Source organism: Corynebacterium alimapuense (assembly GCF_003716585.1).
GTDB classification, from domain to species: domain Bacteria; phylum Actinomycetota; class Actinomycetes; order Mycobacteriales; family Mycobacteriaceae; genus Corynebacterium; species Corynebacterium alimapuense.
In genome coordinates this window covers 58546-77678 of the sequence record NZ_PTJO01000006.1, presented here as the reverse complement: position 1 = coordinate 77678, position 19133 = coordinate 58546, and the positions used below count along the sequence as shown (strand labels likewise).

Sequence of the window (19133 nt, the reverse complement as noted above, 5' to 3'; positions counted from 1 at the left end):
GCACGTGAGACATTAAGAAAGAGGTCAGGGCACATCCATGGAAGATCAGCAGTGGGATGATACCCAGATCGCCACGCCGGGACACCGCGCCGCACGGGCAACACGCTCGCGCCCGCCCAAATTGTCTCGGCCGGAACAACCCCGCCTGATTACCATTGCTAATCAGAAGGGAGGGGTGGGTAAAACCACCACCTCCGTCAACCTTGCCGCTGGCCTAGCGTTGCATGGGTTGAAGGTTCTTGTCATTGACTTGGATCCGCAGGGCAATGCTTCCACCGCTTTGGGTGTTGCGCATAGTGCGGGGATTACCTCCAGCTATGAAATGCTCATCGGCGAGGCTACTGCGGCGGAGGCTGTTCAACAGTCACCGTCGAATGAGAATCTCTTCTGCATTCCAGCGACCATCGATCTGGCTGGTGCTGAGATCGAGCTGGTTAGCCTGGTTCGTCGTGAATATCGTCTGCATGATGCGCTGCGCACCGGTTTCGTAGATGAGGCTGGCTTTGATTTCGTCATCATTGACTGCCCTCCTTCGTTGGGTCTGTTGACCATCAACGGGATGACTGCAGTCGATGAAGTACTCATTCCTATCCAGTGTGAGTACTACGCACTCGAGGGTGTGGGCCAGCTGCTCAACAATATTGCGATGATTCGCAAGCACCTCAATACCAATCTCCATATCTCGGCTATCGCGTTGACCATGTATGACGCTCGTACCAAGCTCTCTGAGCAGGTGGCTAGTGAAGTCAAAGAACACTTTGGTGATGTTGTGCTGAACAATGTTATTCCTCGTTCAGTGAAGGTCTCTGAGGCTCCGGGATATGGGCAGACCGTCTTGGAATACGAACCGACTTCTCGTGGGGCTAGGGCATATCTAGATGCTGCCCGCGAGTTTGCTTCCCGCGGCGATTATCTGCCGGTAGAATCCACCGGACCTATTGGCGTTAGCCAAGCTACGGCCGCTCGTCTTTCCGCTGAGGCAGCAAGCCCGGCGGATTTATCTGCAGAAACCGATTAAGAGCTAACGGGCCTGGAAGGTCCGGGAAGGCACACCGACGTCATGTCACAGGAAACGCGCAAGGGTGGACTCGGCCGCGGCCTCGCCGCCCTAATCCCGTCTGGCCCGTCGGAGAAATCTCCTCGGTTGGGTGAATCCGCCGCGGATGTCATCCTCGGCGGCACCAAGGGTGCCCGCGGTCGCAGAGACAGCCAGGAGCAGACTAGCCCCTCCCCTGCTAGCCCTATCCCATCTGTCTCGCAGCCGAAGGCAGAGACCTCAACTGGACCTAGCCCAGCATCGACTCAGGCGCCTCCGTTCAAGGTTGAGGAGGCAGGCAAGGCATCGACTCAGACGCCGACGCCGACGCCGACGCCAACGCCTCAGGCTGCTTCCGATGTTGAATTCGGTGCGACCTACCGCGAGATCCCCATCGGGGAGATTGTCCCCAATCCACAACAGCCCCGCAGCGTTTTTGACGCGGAAGCGCTCGATGAGTTAGTCCATTCGATCAGCGAGTTCGGTCTCATGCAGCCGATCGTTGTTCGTCCGGCGGTTGATGATTCTGGCTATGAGCTCATCATGGGTGAGCGTCGTTGGCGGGCAGCCACCCGAGCTGGATTGACTAAGATTCCCGCGATTGTCCGGGTCACCGATGACGGTGCGATGCTGCGTGATGCATTGCTGGAGAATATTCATCGAGTTCAGCTCAATCCGCTGGAAGAGGCTTCCGCCTACCAGCAGCTCCTGGAAGAATTTGGGGTCACCCAGGCACAGCTGGCACAACGACTCGGCCGTTCTCGTCCAGTGATTACTAACATGATTCGTCTGTTGGCTCTGCCGTTGCCAGTCCAGCGGCAGGTAGCAGCAGGTGGGCTCTCTGCGGGACATGCCCGAGCCTTGCTCGGCATCCGACTTGGGGATGAGACCACTCTCAGCCAGGAAAAACTTGCTGAGCAGATCATCGCCGAAGGACTAAGTGTCCGCGCTGCCGAAGAAGCAGTAACCCTGCTTAATCATTCGGGAAAAGCACCAGAGAAAAAGCCGGTAGAACCCGTTGCTCAGCCCGAGGTATTTACTCGCGCGGCTGGCCGGCTCACCGATGAGTGGGATGCCAAGGTTACCGTCAGCATGGGCAAACGTAAGGGCCGCATGGTGGTTGAATTCGGCGACCAAGATGATTTTGAGCGCATCCTCGCCTTGATCGAGCGCAAAGACTAATGAGGGCAGGTTGTCAGTGTCGGTCACTCTGATTCCGGTGGACCAGGAAAACCTCGGACGGATTCATCCGCAGGCAGCCCGGTCGATTTTCTGGGAGCTCGATGCTGAGACTGCCGCGACGGTGATTACTTCTGGTGACCCGATATTTGAGAAGGAAGCCTGGCTCTCTGGGATTCTCATTGACCATGGTCCCTGCGGATTCTCCGCCACCCGATCAGACTCTGCTTATGCGGTGGCCACGGTCTTTTATTGCGCGCGTGAACACGCCCCAGGATCAGCTCAGCTGCCCACCGCGCCAGTGTCCTCGGACGCAGAGTTGCTCAGCTCTTTGTTCATAGATCCTGGGTTTGCTGGAATCGGCATGGAAGCTGTGCTCATCGATGCGGCCATCATGGAGCTGGTGGGACGAGAGATCTCCGCGATCGAAGCATTCGGCTGGCGTGATGACTTCTTTAATCGCACGGATGCCGATGAACTGCTCTCTGGCCCAGTGGGTGATATTTTGCGCTCTACCCCGGAGATCGGACTAATGTCTGTCTCCGTGTTGGAAGCTGCCGGCTTCAAAGTGGTAGCGGATCACCCAGTTCTGCCTAGGCTCCGCCTCGAATTACCACCCCAACGGGATCTACTATCGGTGGCGGATTTCGAGTTCCTGCGCGAGCGCGTGGAAGCCTGCTGAAGCAGGTAGGTTAGCGTTGCTCTGCTTGAAGCAGCTCTGAGAACTTATAAGTACCGGTGGGCTGGTCATCTCGATCAAGCAGATAGAGGCGCTTAACCGCTACTACAACAGCCTCAGCCATCGCATCGCGCACTGATGGGTCAGTCAATCGAGATATATCACCTGGATTGCTGAGATAGCCAGCTACCAGTTCCACGGTAGGCATTTGCGTCAGCCGAAGAAGTTCCCATGTTCGCCCGTGATTACCGCAGTTTTGGAAGCTGGTGCGGGCAACGATCTCGCGTTGGATATAGCCAGAGAGTGTCTCTCCAGTCAATGAGCTATCACCGAACTCGGAGCCAAAGTAGAAGGAAGCTACCCCGGAAGCATTGTCGTTCGGATAGAAATCGCATTGCAGGCAGAGCATCAGGTCAGCACCGAAGGCGTTGGCTATTTCGGCCCGGGTCTTGGTCGAGGGGTCATCCATGCGCGGGCGGGAAATAATGCACTCCATGCCAGCAGCAATCATCCGGCCCTCGATACGAGAAGCCAAGTCCCAGACAATCTCCTCTTCGGTGATTTCTCCGTGCAGACCATTGACAGTTCGCCCCTTGTTTTCACCGCCAAATGCAGGATCGATGACTACTCTCTTGCCCGCAAGCATGGGGCCTGCGCTACGAACATGTTCGCGCTCACGAATGGCTAGGGGTGAGCCACCAGTTATCCGACGTCCCAGCAGCTTCAACGCTCGGATGGTGTCGGGGCCACAGATTCCATCATCTTGCAGACCCGAATTGAGCTGAAAATTCATCAGAGCTTCGTGCGTGAACTGACCGAAGTGACCTTCAATCCGGTGGGAGTAGAAGCCAAGTTCTTGCAGCTGATTTTGTAGCTGCGAGACGTCATCGCCGACCAGTTCACTACCGGGTTGATAGGAAAGGACGCGGGCGCCGAGCTGATAGGAAGCTTGACGCAATTCCCGCAGCGTTATCTCGTCAATATTGCCGCTGGGGACGGTTCCGCGAGATTGCTGGAAGGCCTTGAGAACATTGGAGAGCTCAAGATCAAAGAGCATGTCGGACTCGTCGTACTTTTGGGACTTCCAGTCCGTGACGTCGCCTTCAAACCCAGGTACTAACCCTAGGCGTGCGAGAGTAGACCGGGCTTCCGCTACACGCGGGCTCCGGTCGCCTACTCGAAATATCCTCGTCACGGCGCGCCTTTCCAAACTCAGATGCCGACAGAACTCATCCGAGCGGGCTAAAGCCGACCGGTGATGCCTCTTGAAACATCAAGGCTACCAGTTACAGGTGTGCTTCAAGTTTCGCGACAATCTGCTTCTTGGAACGCAGTCCGATGAACTCGTCGACCTTCTCCCCGCCCTTGAAAATCAGGACAGAGGGGATAGACATGATCTGGAAGGTTGCGCCAAGCGTGCGCTCAGCATCTACGTCGACCTTGGCTACGGTGATCTTCTCGCCCATTTCATCGGCGATGTCCTCGATGATGGGACCGAGTTTTTTACACGGCCCACACCATTCCGCCCAGAAATCGACGATGACCGGCTTATCCGAGTCGATGACGGTGGCCTTGAAGGTGTCCTGAGTGACGTTGACTACATTGCTCATGATTATTTCTCCTGCTCAGAGTACATTTTTAGAGGCTAGCGAGGTAGTGCTCAGCGTCGATGGCTGCGCGGCAGCCGGAGCCAGCAGCGGTGATTGCTTGCTGGTAGTGATCATCGACCAGGTCACCACAGGCGAACACGCCGGAGAGGTTGGTGTTGGTAGAGGGCTCATCCACATTGACGTAGCCGTCTTCTTTCAGCGTGACCTGGCCTCCGAGGAAGCTAGAGCGAGGATCATGGCCGATGGCGACGAACATTGCGGCTACTGCCAGTTCGGAGAGCTCGCCGGTGACAGTATCGCGGAGGCTGAGTGCGCCGACCTTGCCATCTGCCTCGATGACATGATCTACGGTCTTGTTGGTGATGAACTCGATCTTGTCATTAGCGCGTGCCCGATCGAGCATGATCGCCGAAGCGCGGAATTCTTCGCGCCGGTGGACAATGCTGACCTTGTTGGCGAAACGGGTTAGGAACATGGCCTCCTCCATTGCGGAGTCGCCACCACCGATGATGGCGATGTCTTTGCCGCGGAAGAAGAAACCATCACAGGTTGCACAGGTCGACACACCACGGCCCATGAGAGTGTCTTCGCCGGGTACTCCCAGCAGGCGCGGAGCTGCGCCAGTGGCCAGGATGACTGCGCGGGCATGGTAGATCCCGTCGCCGACGTGGATCTTTTTGATCTCTCCGTCCAGCTCGACGTGATCTACTAGCTCCATGCGCAGGTCTGCGCCGAAGCGCTCGGCCTGACTACGCATTTCCTCCATGAGCTCTGGACCCATGATGCCGGCCTTGAATCCTGGGTAGTTTTCCACCTCCGTGGTGGTCATCAGCGATCCGCCATACTCGTAGCCCTCGAACACGATGGGTTTGAGTTCCGCACGGGCCGCATAGAGCGCTGCGGTGTAGCCCGCTGGTCCGGATCCGATGATGGCCACGTCGTGGACGGTGTCAGGTGCAGTCATGTGGTGGTTCTCCTGGAAGTTATTGATCTGATTTCGCCAGTGAAACTGGCGTGATGAAAAATTCTTGGGTCTTGATGATCCTATTGTTGTGCAACCTGCCCAAGGGCAAAATCATTCCGCCGAGTTAGCTCAGACGGGATGGACAGCCGTACCCCACATGTCTTCTCGGAGACTCTCCCGGGCTCGGGCACGGCGGGACTTGATGGTACCGGGGCGCACCCCCTCCTGCTTGGCGACATGGGCAATGGAATAACCTGCGATATCTATGAGCCAAAGCGCTGAACGTTGATCTGGGCGCAGCTTGGCCAATGATTCTTCCAAGTGCAAGATGACGTCTCGATGCTCAATGGGATTAACCGAGAGACGAAGATTGACCTCGTGTGGGACAACGTCGTCGTCGAGAGTCACTGATTCCAATTGGTGGCGGTGGTTGATGAAATCCCAGCCAGAATTCATGACTAGGCGGTGTAGCCAGGTGCTCAGGCTCGCTTCGTACCGATAGGTGTGAAGTTTGCGGCTGGCCCGCAGCCACGCCTCCTGGAGGATGTCATTGGCGTCATCCTCATTGTTGCCGTATTTGCGGGCCACCCACAGCAGACGGGCGCGATGGCGCTCCACGATCTGACTGAAGGCGCGGGTGTCCCCCGCTACATAGGCGTGGACTAGAGCGCCGTCCGGTTGTGTCATTATTTCCCCCCCGAAAATAGTGCCTGACCGCTATTGGACCTTAGCGGCAACGAGGCCGCCACCGGACGGGGCGTGGCGCCCACTGTGGTGGGCGGAAGGGGGAAATCTGCAGCAATAGTGCTGGCTCAGTCACGACACCAGCGGGGCGCCAGCTTCTTCGTTACGGCCGATTACCTGTACTTCGGTGATCTCTGCGGAGCTTTCACCATCAGCAGGGTCGGTAATCCACACCAAGATTCCGTCGGTGGCTACCTCTCGCGTGAATTCGATGTTGTTGCGTCCGTCGCGGAAGATTCCCTCAGCCAAGATCGAGAGACCAGCGGTGCCGGTGACCGTCGAAGGTTCCGTATTTGCCGGGATGGCATAGATCTCGAAGGATGCTCCCTCGGAGGTGGTCTGGATCAGTACTCGCTCGACGTAGGCCAAGTCTTGGAGATTGAGCACTACCCCATCTGGGAAGTCATCAGTACTCCACGTGGTCTCTTGTTCATTGTCGGCTACCTCGGGGTCACTGGCAGAGGACAGCGGCTGGACGATGGGTAGCGGTCGGGTAATCGTCCCGGTCTGGGAATCTTGGATCGTTTCGCTCAGACCCGGAGAGTTATCTGCTTCATTGGAGAACAGACTGGTGAGCGAAACCGTCAGGCTAGCTACGAGCATGACTGCGCCGATCGCTAGTAGTGCGATTAGCGCGGTCATTTTTCCGGAGTAGGACTTAGAACCAAAACCAGGTTGCGCACTGGGGTGCGGAGAAGGCTCGGCCTCGACCACGAGCATTTCTTCTACCGGTTGCTCGCCATATTTGACACCGCCGAACTGCCAGAGCTGGTGGGCCAGCTCTTGCATATCGACGTCCTTTTCTCGGGCAGCCGAGACTAAGTCATTGAGTCCGCTACTTGAGGAGGCCAACAATGCGAGAGTGGAGGCCACTGAACGGCGGTCAGCCTCGACTGAAGAATCAACCAGCACGGCTGGGAAAGCCAGGATGGCAGCACCGTCGGTGGAGATGCGAATGCGTGCTCGGTTATCCAATCCCAGAGGGGTCTTCGCAGCATGTGCGGCCGCTGCAGCATCCGCCAATGGCGCAACAGCCAAGGCAATTGCCTGTGGGTCGAGGGGGCCATCTTCCTCAGCGACAGTTTTCAGCGGAGAGCCGGGCACCCAATCGGCAACGATCAGGCAACCCGAACGATAAGCCAGGACTTCGATGCCCGTGGCGATGCCAGAGTGCTCTAGATCCGCGAGCTTGCGAGTGCGGCGCGATACCTCTGAAGCAACGCCAGCAGCTGCTGCTGGGGTTGCCGGCGCCAAGGGAGCGTTGCCGGTGGTATCGACGAAAGTCAGTGCCACTTTTCGGCCAGTGGCTAGTTCCTGCGCCTGCCAGAAGCGGGCCCCGGGGACAGAGCCGTGATCTGCTAGCAGTCGGAAGCGGCCGTCGGAGACCGGGGCACCCGGTACCAACCGGGGTCCGCGAACCACACCGGCTGACATAGGTGGCGGCACTGGAGAAGAGTTGAAGCTATCCATCGCCAACAATTGGCTGGAAAGCTCACTGTCGGTGGGCTGTTCAAGCTTAATTTCGCGATCAGTGTTGGGATGGATAAATCGTGACAGGCCGGGGATGCGGCCCAATGCGCGGCCGAGGTTTTGAACCTCAGGTAGCCGCGAGAACGATAGCGCGATGCCGGTGATGATGAGGAAGACCACTCCCACGAGGCCCATGCGCAGCAAAAAGCCTATGGAACCCAACGCTTGTAGTTGTGTTCCCGCCAGCGACAATAAGAAGAAGTCAGCCAATAGTGCAACGGCGATACCGATCAAGGAAGCTGCAGCAGCCCACAGGGTGGTACGCAGCAGGGAACGCACTCCCAAGTTTCCGAGCTTTCGACGCAGCAGCAGCGAACCGATGACAGCACCGGCAAGGAACCCGAAGCCATTGGCAGCACCGAGCAAAATGACCACGCGGGAAGGCGAGTCAGCTACTAAAGGAGCAAGCATTGACAGCAAGATTTTAGTAGCCGTGATTCCAGCGATAATTAGGGTCGGAGTCCAGGCTTCTTCGCGGGCATAGAACACACGTAGATGCAGTAGGACCAGGGCATAAGGCAGCAGCGTGAAAGCAGATGAGCTAAGGGTCAATCCGAGCAACGTGGCGGATTCGGGATCAAAGGCGCCATAGGCAAAGAGAGCGTTACCGATTTGCGGACCGAAGGCGGTGAAGAACACCACCACGGGGATGAGCGCAATAAACGTCAGTTTGGCGGCCAGATTCAGGTCGCCGACCACGGCTTTGTCATCGCCGTCGGCGGCATTGCGCGATAGGCGCGGCATGATTGCGGTGAGCAGGGTGACACCAATGATGCCGTAGGGAACCTGCAGCAACAGCCAGGCCTGCTGGTAGATAATCGGCGCTGCGGCATCTGCCACTGAGGCGATACGGGTAGTGACCAGGTATCCAGCTTGGGAGATGGCCACATAAACGATGATGGCTACCGCCATCTTGCCAAATTGTTTGAGCCGAGTGTCTATGCCCCAGAGTGGGCGCAGATCAATACCTGCTCGGCGCAGTGAAGGCAGCATGATGGCGGTCTGCACCACCACGCCCAGCGTGGTTCCCAGACCCAATAGGAGGACATGTGGGTCAGATAATCCAGCGGGAGCATTGGGGTCTAGGGAGCCGGGAATCGTCCAATAGGCGATGAGCACGGCGATGGAGACCACATTGTTGGCCACTGGCGCCCACGCGCCGGGTTTGAAGACTCCTTTGGTATTGAGCACCGCCATAAATAGCGCAAAAATGCCATAGAAAAATATCTGCGGTAACAGTAAAAAGGCGAAGGACGTGGACTGGACGACATTGACTCGGCCATCGGGATCCAGTGCCAATCGAGTCAGTAGTGAAGCTGCCGCCACTGAGATCAGCGTGACCACAATCAGCAGAGTCGCTGACAGAGTAAATAAACGGCGGAAGAAGGCGGCTCCCTTATCCGGGTCTTCCTTCTCCGCTCGGATAAGAACCGGCACCACCAATGAGGTCAGCACCGCGCCGAGAACGATCTCGGTAATCAGGTTGGGCAAAGTATTGGCAGTGTTAAATGCCGAAGCCACCGCCGGGCCAAGTGCAGCACCGATGAGCAGGTTTCTTAGGAAGCCAGTCATCCGGGAAATCAAGGTCGCTATCGCCATGGAGCCGGTAGAACGGACCACGTCAGCATCGGAGGCAACACCATTGTGGTTGTCTTCCGCGGAGGTCGATGAGTGTGGTGAACCGCCTGGCGCGACCGCCAGCCGTGATCGCTCCTTGGCTGCCGCTGCCGCGGTGGTTCGTGCCGTTGGCACCGGTGCTGGCGGGGTCGGCGTGACAAAACGAGAACGCTGACCTATAGAGGTGGGCTTATTGGAGTTTGTCACGGCTTAACCATTCTCGGGATAGTTCTTTAGCTACGGGTGCGGCGTTGTGCGCGTCGACGGCGGCCGAATCGGAACAGCAAGGCTAGAGCCAGCCCGACGACAATTAACAAGCCGATGCCATAAGTGCTGACGATACCGGCCCGCGTCTGCACGGTGATATCCACTGGCGTTGAGATCGGCGCGCCATCGAGAGTGGACAGCCACAGCGTCAATTGGGTTTGATCTTGGTCGGCGGGAAGTTCTGCAGTCATCTGCACCGTAATCGATCCATTGGCGGGAATGCTGACTTGCTCAGGAACAGTGATATAAGCGCCTTCCGGTCCGGAGTAAGCCAGCTCGGCAGTAACAGGCAAAGGCAGACCATTTTCAGCGACGATCAACAGCGGAGAGCTTTCCGACGCCCTCGTGTACACGTTGCCCGGCGGGATCAACGCGACCGAGCCGCGTAAATCCTGGAGGGTTTCTCGGTTGTCATCGAGAAGTTGATTGCTGTTGTCCACCGCCTCATCGTGGGTGCCGATGCTGTTTCGGTAGGTTCCGCTCAACGCTGTGAGAATGTCTCGACGCAGCGGAAGAGTGAAGCCATATCTGCTCAGCGCAATGCCGGAGCTATTGACAGTCATTCGGGTTAAGTCATCGGTATAGCGTGCCTGCTGGCTGGCGCTGAGAATCTCAGTGTCGCTGATGGAGGTGGGATCGGAGTAGGGGCTTCCGAAGCGCTCTACCCCAGAGCCTCCAGCCGTCAGAGGCTGGGAATCCAACTCAGCCTGCTGCTGTGGAGTGGGGGTTACCGCAACATCAATGGGCAAAGCGCTAGCGCGGTCGTCGGCAAGCAAATCGGAGGTGGTATCGAGTAGAACACTAGCGGTAGTGGGGTCTAAATCGGTTGGTGCAATAGCAAGCACTGGTTGAGCGGTTTGTGCCCAGTCTCCAGGGAAGGTCTCCTCCGCCACACTCAGGCGCAAGGCAGCACCCGCCGAGATCGCACGAGAGGTCACCGAATCCAAGCGGTAGTCGAAGCGAGCCACAGGATCGGAATAGCCGACGGTGCTCGGATTCGGCCCAGTAGCTGCTAGCAATGCCCCGAGTGAACCTTGGAAAGTGACCCCGTTGATCCCCGGCGCGAGACTGGCAAAACGGTCGGCAGTGGGCATCTGCCAGATGGAGTTGTCGGAAACTAAGACGGACACCGTGCTCGCAGGCTCCGGCGGGGTCACGGTATTTTCAGCAGGAGTATCGGTCGATTCCAAAGATGAGTCCTCGGTATCGTCTGAATCTTGAGAAGTGTGAGTAGCTGCGTCTGTCTCCCAAGCCCCTGACATCCCCTTCTCCAGGATCTCGGATTGGCTTTGATCTGCCCAGCCCAGTCCCAGTGCGGCCTGTTCAGTGATATATCCAGACCCAGGGACCACAATATTTCCGGTCGGAGTTGTGCCCAGAATTAACTGCAGGGTGGCTGGACCACGCTCGAGTGCCTCCCGATAAAGCCACTGATTAGCTGTCGCGCCTACGGCGTTGAGATCGGCGTTTGCCCAGGGCAGTGCGAGGATACAGCCTTGAGCGGCAGTTTCACGTAGTTGCTCAAGCCAGCGCTGAGCATCGTCTACGCCACTGCCCTGTTCCCCAGATTCGCTGGCATCAGTGGAATTCCAACTATCGCGCAGGCGTTGGGCGGTGGGAGTTCGAGAAGGACGAGTTTCCGAGACGGTGTAGCCCTGAGACATTCGCTCGACGGTATCCACTAGTGCTGGATCGATGGCCAGGCAACTGCTCTCGTTGAGCTCTGTCGCACCGCTTCCAGTCGTAGTGGCGGTGCGGTAGACCGATAGGAGTTCATCCAATCGACCACCAGGTGCAAGCTGTCCGGCCAACTGCTCGGAGGCCAAAATCAACGGGGCTTCTTCTGGCGCAGTGCCGGTTTCTCCCGGCACAATATCGACGGTGGCGCTGAGCGGGTAGATCAGACCGAGGCCTGGAATCTGCTCATCAGGAGTGACTACAGCTTCGGCGTCTTCAGCAATCGTGGGTTCATCGGGATCCGAGTCTCCTACTGAAACCAACATCCGTTCTGTGGCCAAGAGCTGATTGCCGTTGTAATCTCCGGACTCAAGGTTGCCAGACAACGCGATCATCATGGCCTGCACAGTGTCTGGACTCAGGCGTAGTGAGTCCGTGGCATCGATAGCCGTAGGCGTCGTGATACTTACTTCTCGGCTCTCGCCAGGGGCTATCGGCTCCAGCAACTGTTGGGTTGCACCCAGTTGGGAGTAGTCGGAGATATCGAAGCTCAGGGTTCTACGGGCTTGACTGGTAGTCCAAGCGGTATCGGCGCGCCGGGCCTGCAGCGAAATATCGCTGATGGCAGCGTCGGCGTAATTAGTGATCGCCAGTTTGAGCGTTAGCGGTTGACCAGGTTCGATTTCAGCGGTAGCTAAGTCATCGGCTTCGATAAGCTCTAGCCCGATCAGCTGCTGACCGTCTTGGTCTGTTGGCACTTCAGCACGGATTGCTGGGTTGGCCCACTGGCTGGCTACCTCTGGATCGGTGGGACTTTGCGGGGTCGGGGCAGCGAGTGCGGGCAGGGCTAGCCACGCAGGTGTGCTCAGGCACAATGCCGTAGCGACGGCTAGGCCGTGGACCCGCCACTTCACCGTGGTGTCGCCTTTCCTGCGGCCTTCTCCTCCCGCGCGAGCTTCGGCAGAAGATTATGCGCAGTCCTAGCTAATTTACGTTCGTCGGCATAGGCGAGATGTTCGATGAGCTCCGAGACTGGAATCCACGACACCTCTGTGACCTCAGGGTCTTCATCATTGAGGTCTCCGTCAATGAACCGCAGCAGGTGATGGTGGACGGTTTTATGGATCCGCACACCTTCGGAGACGAACCAGTAGTCGATGACGCCGAGTTCTGCGAAAGCTTCACCGTGAATACCAGTTTCCTCCCAGACCTCGCGTTCGGCGGTGGCGCGACGATCCTCGCCAGGTTCGACATGGCCTTTGGGCATCGACCACAGCAGACGGTTGCGTCGATCGAGTCGGCCGATTAGTGCTACATAAACACGGCTCAGGTCGACTTGCCCGGATTCGGAAACAGCTTCGGCGAGTCCAGAGACAACGAGCCCTCCAGCTGAGGTCTCATCTCGAGTGACCATCCGGCTGTTTTGATTGTTGCGGCGTTTGTTCGCCTGCTGTCCGCCGCGAGCGCCACGTTGACCTGAGCGCTGTGTTTGGGAGTTGCGCCGTCGGTTTCGGTTACCCGATTTTCGACGTCCGCGAGTGTTCTTCTTTGCTTCCTCTCCCCCGGCGGAGCTGTGTCCTTGGCCTTGTGTCTGGCCTTGTTCCGGATTCTGCTGCTTTTGTTGCTTCTTTTGCTGCTGTTGTTTCGGCTGCGCGTTTGAGGCGTTTGAGGTATTCGAGGCGTTTGAAGTATTCGCCTGGTTTCCGGAGACACGACGACGCGGCCGACGCCGGCGCCGGCGTTTCGGGCCCTGGGAATCCGATCCAGCGGAATCGGATCCGGCACCATCTTTGGCCTGCGGGCGGGCCTGGTGCGGATCGTTGTCAGTCATTCTCTGAATCCTATCCGGTGGGGGGACCTTTAGAAATTCTCTGGGCCCGTGTCTGGCCGCTAGAATGAATCGTTGTGAATTCCCCGGAGATGTTCGATGCCGCTTCCGACCTGACACCCCTGGCTTTACTGGCGCAGGCTGAGAAGACAATCGTTGGCCTAGAACCCGTAATTGGCGAGTTGGCCAGTGAGTTTCAGCGGCGAGGTCTTTCCCTCTATCTGGTCGGTGGATCAGTTCGGGATGCGGTTTTAGGCCGCTTAGGAAACGACCTTGATTTCACTACCCCGGCGCGACCGGAGGTGGTTAAAGAAATCTTGGACTCGTGGGCAGAAGTCGTGTGGGACACCGGAATTGATTTCGGTACCGTCTCCGCTCATAAGTATGGACAGCAGATTGAAATCACTACTTTCCGCTCCGATACCTATGATGGCGCTTCTCGGAATCCTGAGGTGATGTACGGCGATACCCTTGAGGGGGATTTGATTCGCCGTGATTTCCGAGCGAATGCGATGGCAGTTGAGCTGACGATGGTCAACGGTGAGATGCTTGCTAGCTTCCATGACCCAGTCGGTGGTTTGGACGATATTGTTCACCGTCGACTCGATACTCCAGCTGCTCCAGAGATCTCCTTCCATGATGATCCATTGCGCATGCTGCGTGCGGCCCGTTTTGTCTCCCAGCTAGGTTTTGGGGTGGCTGAGCGAGTGAAAAAGGCCATGACTGAGATGTCCGAGGAGATTTCCCGGATCACTGCTGAGCGGATCCAAGTGGAATTGGACAAGCTCATGTTGGGCGCTGCCCCGTGGACGGGCATAAACTTGTTGGTCAACACTGGCATCGCTGAGCGGATATTCCCGGAAATACCGGCAATGCAGCTGACTCAAGATGAACATCGCCAGCATAAGGATGTCTATGCCCATTCCATGCAGGTGCTACGTCAGGCTATGGATCGTGAAGATGATGGTCCAGATTTGGTTCTACGGTGGTCAGCCTTGCTGCATGACTGCGGTAAGCCTGCTACCAGGGAGTTTAAGCCCGAAGGTGGAGTGAGCTTTCATCATCATGAGGTCGTCGGAGCGAAGCTAATCCGCCGACGCCTCCGCGCTTTGAAGTACCCCAAGCAGATCATCAACGAGGTCAGCCAGCTGATTTATTTGCACATGCGTTTTCATGGTTTCAGTGAGGGCCAGTGGACTGATTCCGCCGTGCGGCGCTATGTCAATGATGCTGGGGAGTTGCTGCCTCGATTGCACAAACTCGTGCGCGCGGATTCGACGACCCGAAATAGGAAAAAAGCTGCCCGCTTGCAGCGCACCTATGATCACCTTGAAGAACGCATTGCGGATCTGAGCGCGCGGGAGGATCTTGCCCGGGTACGTCCGGATCTTGATGGCAATGAGATTATGAAGATCCTCGGTCTTTCCCCCGGCCCAGAGGTCGGTCGTGCATGGAGCTTCCTCAAAGAGCTCAGGCTGGAATGCGGTCCTCTTGAACGTGATGAAGCAATTGCACAACTGCACACGTGGTGGGAAGCTGAACAGTTACAGGGGCACAAGCCCGAAGAAGATTCCTAGAGAGGTTGCAGCGTGTCTGATTTTGATTTCTACGCCGACCGTATGTTCAACGCTCTTGAGCGCAACACGCCAGAACCGGGGATGTTACTGGTTGCTGCCCCAGGGACGGAGTCGGAGGAATTTGCGCGCAGCGTTGTGCTGATCATTGAGCACAATGAATACCTCACTTTCGGAGTCAACCTCGTATCACGCAGTGATGTGGCGGTATTTAACGTTATGCCCGAGTGGCTGCCAGCCGTGGCTAAACCTCAGGCTCTCTATATCGGTGGGCCACTCAACCAACAGTCTGTTGTTGGCTTGGCTATGACTAAGGCCGGAGTTGACCCGGCTGATGTGCCGGAGCTGAAGCGATTGGCTAACCGGCTGGCTCATATTGATTTAAGAGTTGATCCGGAACACATCACGGAGTTGGTTGAAGGTATCCGCCTATTTGCTGGATACGCTGAGTGGGCGCCGGGTCAGTTGGCAGAAGAGATTGAGCGCGGCGATTGGTTTGTTGCCCCCGCTTTGCCCACTGATGTCATTGCCCCTGGCTCCGTTGACCTCTGGGGCGATGTGATGCGTCGCCAGCAGATGCCCCTGCCGCTATTTTCCACCTTCCCTGCGGAGTTGGTGGACAACTAATGGGTCGTGGATTGACCCTCACGGAGATCCGCGAGGGCATCCACGATGCTTGGGCGGTGGCCTTGGGGCTGGTGCCTTTGGGATTAGCCTTTGGGTTATTGATGACCCAGGTCGGTTTCGCTTGGTGGTGGGCGCCGATCTTCTCGATCCTCATTTATGCCGGTTCTATGGAGTTTCTAGCCATCAACTTGGTCTCTGCTGGTGTTGGTCCGGTGTCCGCGGCGATTACCGGATTCATGGTGAACTTTCGCCATATCTTCTATGGGCTGACTTTTCCACGGGACCGAATTCGCTCTCGCTTGGGACGTGCCTACTCCACCTATGCCCTGACCGATGAGTCCTACGCCATCGTTTCGGCGCGATCATCGGAATCGCTGAGTGGCTCCCGCCTGCTGTCGATTCAGGTATTTTGCCAGTCTGTTTGGGTGTTCTCCGGCATCGTGGGGGCGGTGGTCGGTGAGGTTATTCCCTCGAGCATTCAAGGAATGGAGTTCGCCTTGGTGGCCTTGTTTGTCGTATTGGCTTGGGAGACTTTCCAGAATAACCGGGACCTTTCCCTACCGTTGATTGCTGGCGGGTTGGCCGTTCTAGGAGCATTAATCATCCCCGGCCAATTACTCATGGTGGCCTTGAGCGCCTACTTCTTGGTGTTGATCGCCAGGTATTTTTCCCCTGGTTTAGACCGGAAGCTGGAGTTGAAGCTCTGATGCGAGTGTCGATCCTGGCTGAGTACGGCTTGCCGGAGGGAGTGAGCCTGGTGGGCACTCTCGCGGTGTTAGTGCCCATCGCGTTGGTGACTGTGGCGCTGCGGTGGCTGCCCTTTGGTTTCGTCCGTGCACTTAAGGGCAGTGACTTGTTTGGACTCCTGGGTCGGATGATGCCAGTGGGCGTGATGGTGGTGTTGGTTGTTTACACACTGTCGGGACAATCAGCGGCCCCTGGTGGCATCTATGCTGCACTCCTCGCAGTTGTCGCTACCCTAGGCTTGCATTGGCTGCGGAGGGATTCCGGCCTGTCCATTCTGGGTGGAACCGTGGTGTATCTGGTGTTGGTGAACCTAGTTTTTTAGAGTTCCGGGAATGCCGCCAGGGCTTCAGCCCAGAGGCCTTCGAACTCTTCTGCGGTGAGCGGGCGGGACTTGATGTCTGGAAAGTCTGCGTAGGTATCTGGGTGCGGAACGGTGCTGCTCGGCTTATTCGGCATTCCGACGCTGGAGCTTTGGGTTGCTGCGCCGTGAATCCTCTCTGAAGGATCGAGCTCAATGATCCGGAGCATGGTGCAGGTGCTGCTATCGATCTCCTCGAGCTCGGCTATATGGGTGACAGAGCCTGCGCCGGGAATGGTCATGTCAATACGAATATGAATGATTTGTTTCACGTGAAACATCGTGCTTGCTTTTCTCCGAGAGGGCAACCCAGGATGTCCCTTGCCTCGAGTATGGGCGGGGATCCTCTACTCAAGGTGTCGTAGTCAACTCTGAGGAGCTAGGCCCTCACGTGGCTATCCCTTCACACTCACGTCATCGCGCTTTCGATTCGGTACGGCCGCTTTAGCTATCGATATTCGGCAGGAGGGACATCGTGAGGGAGATCGTCCGAGATGAAGCCCGATGCTTAGCGCTCCTCGCCGGCAGCTCCCCTACTCCATTTCGGGGCAAGGCATTTCAAGCGATGGCTGGCTCCTGCTCGCCCTCTTGGGCGCTACGGGCATAACGGGCAGCGAGCCAGGAACAGATCATCAACTGCACCTGATGGAAAATCATCAGCGGCAGGATTAACAAACCCAAACTGGCGCCACCGAAGATGACTGACGCCATGGGCAAGCCTGTCGCCAGTGATTTCTTGGTGCCACAGAATTGAATCGTCTTCATATCTGCATCATTGAATCCCAAGCGCTGGGCAGTGAATCTGGTCAACCACAACATAAATACGACTAGGGCGCAGGAGAAGACGATGAGGAAGATGATCTCTCCTGCGGTCACTGTTTGCCAGACACCCGCGACTACACCAGCGGAGAAGGCCGAGTAGACAACCATGGTGATTGAGCCACGGTCGACAATTTTGGTGGCCTTGTTGGCAGCGATCCCCTTTACCCACTTTTGCAGGAGCTGCCCGAGGATGAAGGGCAAAAGTAGGAGCAGAGAGATATCGATAAAGACCTGGGAATCTACGGTAATCCCATCGCCGGCAGACATAAACGCCATCACTAATAATGGAGTGAGGAACACTCCAGCCAGGTTGGAGGCGCTGGCTGCAACGATCGCTCCAGCAACATTGCCTTTGGCGATCGAGGTAAAAGCCACTGAGGACTGAACCGTAGATGGAACCAACGTTAGGTAGAGGATTCCGAGGTAGAGCTCTTCAGGAATGATCAAGGTCATGGGCTGTAATGCCCATCCGATAAGGGGAAACGCAAGGAAGGTGAATGCCAGAATCATGAGGTGGAGCCGCCAGTGCAGGAGTCCGTTGAATGCCTCACGAGTAGATAGGCGGGCGCCGTAGAGGAAGAAGAGTAGTGCGATGGCGAGGTTGGTGGCCACTGAGAACCAGTCAGCGAAGTCTCCCCTGGCAGGGGCGATAAGGGCAATCACTGCGGCCAGCACAATGAGCACGATGAGCGGATCTGGGCGCTTGAGTCGAGACAGCATTCCCTGAGTCTACGATTTTGGCCGCTAGAAAAATGCTTATATTGAATTTGGTGAATAGGTTATTTGAGCCCTTGCAACTACGCGATCTGCGGATTTCTAACCGCATCTGGCTTCCGCCCATGTGTCAGTACCATGCCTTTGATGGCAATGGAACACCCGAAGACTGGCATTTTGTCCACTACGGAGCACGCGCAGCCGGTGGTTTCGGGCTGATTATCACCGAGTCGCCGGCATTGTCCCCGAGGCTAGGATCACTGCCCTATGTACTGGTCTGTGGAATGACCGGCAAGAGCGAGCCTGGGCTCGCATTGTTGATTTCGTTCATGCTCGAGGATCCGCGATGAGAATCCAACTCAATCATGCGGGGCGCAAAGGCTCGATGGTCCCAGAGTCGCCCGGGTATCACCCAGCGGATGACACCGAGACCCTTCCTCCTAGCCACGATGGTTGGGTGACCGTAGGATCTTCGGCGGTGGCCAACGATGGCCGGGCCGCCTCTCGCGAATTGACGCCCGAAGAAATCGAAGCGATTCCAGGTCAGTTTGCTGCTGCGGCCCAACGCACCGTCAATGCCGGTGTCGACCTCGTGGAAATCCATGCCGCGCATGGTTACCTCCTGCACCAGTTCCTCACTCCCCTGGCAAACCATCGACAGGATCAATGGGGGCGGGTCTTTTGCCAATCGGGCCCGACTGATTTGGGCCATGGTTGCTGCAGTTCGTGGAGTGCTTCCCGAAGGCATGCCGCTATTGGTACGGCTCTCAGCAACCGATTGGGTGGAAGACCGGCCTGCTTGGGATCTGGAACAGTCCGTGGAACTAGTTGACCTGCTCAAGGAACAAGGGGCCGACCTCATTGATGTGAGCACCGGTGGCGCGGACCAAGTCAAGATCCCGACCGGGCCCGGCTATCAGGTTTCATTTGCGGAGGAGATTCGCCGTCGGACTGGTATCCCCACTACTGATGTCGGAATGATCGAAGGCCCGGAGCTGGCATTGAGCATCCTGGAGCAGGGCCAAGCCGATGCTGTCTTGATTGGACGTCAGGCATTGAAGGATCCGGTCTGGCCGCTGCGGGCGGGACATGAGCTGGGGATGGGCAAGAATGAACTACCCAACCCACCGTCCTACAGTCGAGCTTTTTGGTGATGAGGT

16 protein-coding genes and 1 pseudogene are annotated in these 19133 nt (G+C 57.1%); 8 read left to right on the top strand and 9 right to left on the bottom strand.

All coding sequences use genetic code 11. The annotated features are described in order from the left end of the window. Positions 1 to 37: 37 nt before the first annotated feature. The 3 genes from C5L39_RS09625 to C5L39_RS09615 are packed head-to-tail and all read left to right on the top strand — an operon-like array spanning position 38 to position 2897. Positions 38 to 1018 (top strand): ParA family protein, encoded by a 981-nt coding sequence (locus tag C5L39_RS09625; protein WP_123048699.1) that lies wholly within the window; start codon positions 38 to 40, stop codon positions 1016 to 1018. Between the two features lie 42 nt (positions 1019 to 1060). After that, a complete protein-coding gene (locus C5L39_RS09620; RefSeq protein ID WP_123048698.1) occupies positions 1061 to 2218 on the top strand; it encodes a ParB/RepB/Spo0J family partition protein in 1158 nt (385 codons plus the stop codon). Between the two features lie 16 nt (positions 2219 to 2234). After that, the gene (locus tag C5L39_RS09615; protein WP_123048697.1) at positions 2235 to 2897 is read left to right on the top strand and encodes a hypothetical protein; all 663 of its coding nucleotides are present in this window, start codon (positions 2235 to 2237) and stop codon (positions 2895 to 2897) included. A gap of 10 nt (positions 2898 to 2907) precedes the next feature. On the opposite strand, the gene C5L39_RS09610 is transcribed toward C5L39_RS09615, so the two are convergent. The 7 genes from C5L39_RS09610 to C5L39_RS09580 all read right to left on the bottom strand — a co-directional run bounded on the left by C5L39_RS09610 (position 2908) and on the right by C5L39_RS09580 (position 13134). Then, the gene (locus C5L39_RS09610) at positions 2908 to 4089 is read right to left on the bottom strand and encodes an N-acetylmuramoyl-L-alanine amidase (protein WP_123048696.1); all 1182 of its coding nucleotides are present in this window, start codon (positions 4087 to 4089) and stop codon (positions 2908 to 2910) included. 91 nt (positions 4090 to 4180) lie between these two features. After that, on the bottom strand, positions 4181 to 4504 hold the full coding sequence (trxA, locus tag C5L39_RS09605) for a thioredoxin (RefSeq protein ID WP_123048695.1): 324 nt from the start codon (positions 4502 to 4504) through the stop codon (positions 4181 to 4183). Positions 4505 to 4532: 28 nt separating this feature from the next. Next, positions 4533 to 5468 carry a thioredoxin-disulfide reductase gene (gene trxB / locus C5L39_RS09600; protein WP_123048694.1) on the bottom strand — a complete coding sequence of 312 codons (936 nt, stop codon included), beginning with the start codon at positions 5466 to 5468 and terminating at the stop codon, positions 4533 to 4535. Between the two features lie 129 nt (positions 5469 to 5597). After that, positions 5598 to 6155: a sigma-70 family RNA polymerase sigma factor gene (locus C5L39_RS09595; protein WP_123048693.1), complete on the bottom strand. Its 558-nt coding sequence runs from the start codon at positions 6153 to 6155 to the stop codon at positions 5598 to 5600. 129 nt (positions 6156 to 6284) lie between these two features. Next, positions 6285 to 9566: a murein biosynthesis integral membrane protein MurJ gene (locus C5L39_RS09590; protein WP_197714738.1), complete on the bottom strand. Its 3282-nt coding sequence runs from the start codon at positions 9564 to 9566 to the stop codon at positions 6285 to 6287. A gap of 26 nt (positions 9567 to 9592) precedes the next feature. Continuing rightward, a complete protein-coding gene (locus C5L39_RS09585) occupies positions 9593 to 12217 on the bottom strand; it encodes a hypothetical protein (protein WP_123048692.1) in 2625 nt (874 codons plus the stop codon). Then, on the bottom strand, positions 12214 to 13134 hold the full coding sequence (locus tag C5L39_RS09580) for an NUDIX hydrolase (protein WP_123048691.1): 921 nt from the start codon (positions 13132 to 13134) through the stop codon (positions 12214 to 12216). The genes C5L39_RS09585 and C5L39_RS09580 overlap by 4 nt, the downstream gene beginning before the upstream one ends. 89 nt (positions 13135 to 13223) lie before the next feature. Between C5L39_RS09580 and C5L39_RS09575 the strand changes: the two genes are divergently transcribed. The 4 genes from C5L39_RS09575 to C5L39_RS09560 are packed head-to-tail and all read left to right on the top strand — an operon-like array spanning position 13224 to position 16401. Then, complete coding sequence (locus tag C5L39_RS09575) at positions 13224 to 14708, top strand: CCA tRNA nucleotidyltransferase (protein WP_123048845.1); 1485 nt, start codon at positions 13224 to 13226, stop codon at positions 14706 to 14708. Positions 14709 to 14720: 12 nt separating this feature from the next. Continuing rightward, a complete protein-coding gene (locus C5L39_RS09570) occupies positions 14721 to 15332 on the top strand; it encodes a YqgE/AlgH family protein (protein WP_281270231.1) in 612 nt (203 codons plus the stop codon). After that, complete coding sequence (locus C5L39_RS09565; protein ID WP_123048690.1) at positions 15332 to 16039, top strand: AzlC family ABC transporter permease; 708 nt, start codon at positions 15332 to 15334, stop codon at positions 16037 to 16039. The genes C5L39_RS09570 and C5L39_RS09565 overlap by 1 nt, the downstream gene beginning before the upstream one ends. Next, positions 16039 to 16401: an AzlD domain-containing protein gene (locus C5L39_RS09560; RefSeq protein ID WP_123048689.1), complete on the top strand. Its 363-nt coding sequence runs from the start codon at positions 16039 to 16041 to the stop codon at positions 16399 to 16401. Before C5L39_RS09565 ends, C5L39_RS09560 begins: the two co-directional genes overlap by 1 nt. Here C5L39_RS09560 and C5L39_RS09555 read toward each other — a convergent pair. Together C5L39_RS09555 and C5L39_RS09550 are read right to left on the bottom strand one after the other, a co-directional pair. Further along, positions 16398 to 16718, bottom strand: coding sequence for a hypothetical protein (locus C5L39_RS09555; RefSeq protein WP_123048688.1), 321 nt, complete (start codon positions 16716 to 16718; stop codon positions 16398 to 16400). The genes C5L39_RS09560 and C5L39_RS09555 overlap by 4 nt on opposite strands. A gap of 277 nt (positions 16719 to 16995) precedes the next feature. Then, the gene (locus C5L39_RS09550) at positions 16996 to 17979 is read right to left on the bottom strand and encodes a bile acid:sodium symporter family protein (RefSeq protein ID WP_123048687.1); all 984 of its coding nucleotides are present in this window, start codon (positions 17977 to 17979) and stop codon (positions 16996 to 16998) included. A gap of 32 nt (positions 17980 to 18011) precedes the next feature. Between C5L39_RS09550 and C5L39_RS09545 the strand changes: the two are divergent. Beyond that, positions 18012 to 19127, top strand: a pseudogene (locus C5L39_RS09545) (NADH:flavin oxidoreductase/NADH oxidase). Positions 19128 to 19133 lie beyond the last annotated feature (6 nt).

Bases quoted from the DNA above. Each gene is read 5' to 3' on its own strand.
- C5L39_RS09625 (WP_123048699.1), top strand. From the start codon at position 38: ATGGAAGATCAGCAGTGGGATGATACCCAGATCGCCACGCCGGGACAC.
- C5L39_RS09620 (WP_123048698.1), top strand. From the start codon at position 1,061: ATGTCACAGGAAACGCGCAAGGGTGGACTCGGCCGCGGCCTCGCCGCC.
- trxA (WP_123048695.1), bottom strand. From the start codon at position 4,504: ATGAGCAATGTAGTCAACGTCACTCAGGACACCTTCAAGGCCACCGTC.
- trxB (WP_123048694.1), bottom strand. From the start codon at position 5,468: ATGACTGCACCTGACACCGTCCACGACGTGGCCATCATCGGATCCGGA.
- C5L39_RS09595 (WP_123048693.1), bottom strand. From the start codon at position 6,155: ATGACACAACCGGACGGCGCTCTAGTCCACGCCTATGTAGCGGGGGAC.
- C5L39_RS09580 (WP_123048691.1), bottom strand. From the start codon at position 13,134: ATGACTGACAACGATCCGCACCAGGCCCGCCCGCAGGCCAAAGATGGT.
- C5L39_RS09575 (WP_123048845.1), top strand. From the start codon at position 13,224: ATGTTCGATGCCGCTTCCGACCTGACACCCCTGGCTTTACTGGCGCAG.
- C5L39_RS09565 (WP_123048690.1), top strand. From the start codon at position 15,332: ATGGGTCGTGGATTGACCCTCACGGAGATCCGCGAGGGCATCCACGAT.
- C5L39_RS09560 (WP_123048689.1), top strand. From the start codon at position 16,039: ATGCGAGTGTCGATCCTGGCTGAGTACGGCTTGCCGGAGGGAGTGAGC.
- C5L39_RS09555 (WP_123048688.1), bottom strand. From the start codon at position 16,718: ATGTTTCACGTGAAACAAATCATTCATATTCGTATTGACATGACCATT.
- C5L39_RS09550 (WP_123048687.1), bottom strand. From the start codon at position 17,979: ATGCTGTCTCGACTCAAGCGCCCAGATCCGCTCATCGTGCTCATTGTG.